This window comes from Streptomyces barringtoniae, from assembly GCF_020819595.1.
Taxonomy (GTDB): Bacteria; Actinomycetota; Actinomycetes; order Streptomycetales; family Streptomycetaceae; genus Streptomyces; species Streptomyces barringtoniae.
The window spans coordinates 1-1320 of sequence record NZ_JAJHNP010000077.1 but is presented as its reverse complement, the minus strand read 5'-3'; the positions used below and the strand labels follow the sequence as shown (position 1 = coordinate 1320).

Genomic DNA, 1320 nt, shown 5'->3' with positions numbered 1-1320 from the left:
CCGGCGGGCGACCGCTTGGCGTCGTCGGCGCCAGTTTGACCAGCTCAGGGCGTGGTGTCGTCCTCGGCGGCCACGAAGGTGCGGCGGTCGGGGACGACAAGCTGCCAGGAGTCGCCGAACCTCCGCCACTGTGAAGCCGATTGCATCGCCTGCCCCACCGGTACCGCCCCCTTTTCCCGGACCTGGTGCGCCGTGGCGGCCAGGAAGGCGTGCGCGAGCATGGCCAGAGTGATGTGCCGGTACCAGCCCACGTAGCGTCGGACTTCGTACTGGTCCAGGCCGCACTCGTTCTTCGCGGCCTGGAAGCACTCCTCGATCGCCCAGCGCGTCCCGGCGATTCGCACCAGCTTCTGAACGGTGGCCTCCAAAGGGGCGTATGCGAGGTAGTAGGCGATCTCGTGGGGCTTGCTGATGCTGCGCCGGGCCAGTGCCCACCGCATGCGGTGGGGGACCTCGCCCTGGTAGTCGAACTCGGCGACGGCCGGCAGCCGGATCGCTGCCCAGTGGTAGGCGCGAGGGCCTTTCGCGCCGTCTCCGCACGAGATCTTCTCCCATGCTGCGGCCGGGGCCTGCGCGAACAGGCCGTCGATGCGGGGGCAGCCCACGGTGAACTGGGACTTGGGCACGGCCAGTACGTAGCCGACGCCCGACTGTTCCAGCAGCCGGCGGAAGCGGCTCTCCTGACCGTAGGCGGCGTCGGCGGTGACCCAGGCGATGGGCAGCGGCGAGGCGAGGGACCGCAGCACGATGTGCCGGGCCAGTTCGCCCTTGGTGGCGAACTCCCGCTCGTCGGGAACTTTGGCCGCGCGGCAGCGTTCGCGGTCCTCGGTCCAGGTCTTGGGCAGGTAGAGCTCGCGGTCGACCAGGGCCCTGCCCAGAGTGGTGGCGTAGGCGGCGAAGACGCCGATCTGACAATTCTCGGTGCGGCCGGCGGTTCCGGAGTACTGGCGTTGAACCCCGGCGGAGGTGATGCCTTTCTTGATGAACCCGGTGTCGTCGATGATGAGGACCCCGTCGTTCTCGCCGAGCTTGGCGGCGACGTATTCCTGCAGGTCGTCGCGGATGTCGTCGGGATTCCACTTCGCTCCGGCGAGCAGGTGCTGCAGACCGTCAGGGGTGGAGTGACCTGCCTGCTCGGCCAGTTGCCAGCTGTTCTTTCGGGCCACCGGGGCGAGCAGACCGCGTACGTAGTCGCGCATGCGGCGGCGTAGTTCCACCCGGCCGAAGCGATGGCCGATGGTCACGAAGAGGTCGTCCAGTTCCAGGTCCCACTGCTCGGCAACACGCTCGGTGATCACGTGGGGAAGCTGCCCCGTACGC

1 protein-coding gene is annotated in these 1320 nt (G+C 68.6%); it reads right to left on the bottom strand.

The window, feature by feature from the left end; translation table 11 throughout:
- Nucleotides 1–44: 44 nt before the first annotated feature.
- Nucleotides 45–1298, bottom strand: a complete 1254-nt coding sequence (locus LMU33_RS40765) for an IS701 family transposase (RefSeq protein WP_372478165.1) — start codon at nt 1296–1298, stop codon at nt 45–47.
- Nucleotides 1299–1320 lie beyond the last annotated feature (22 nt).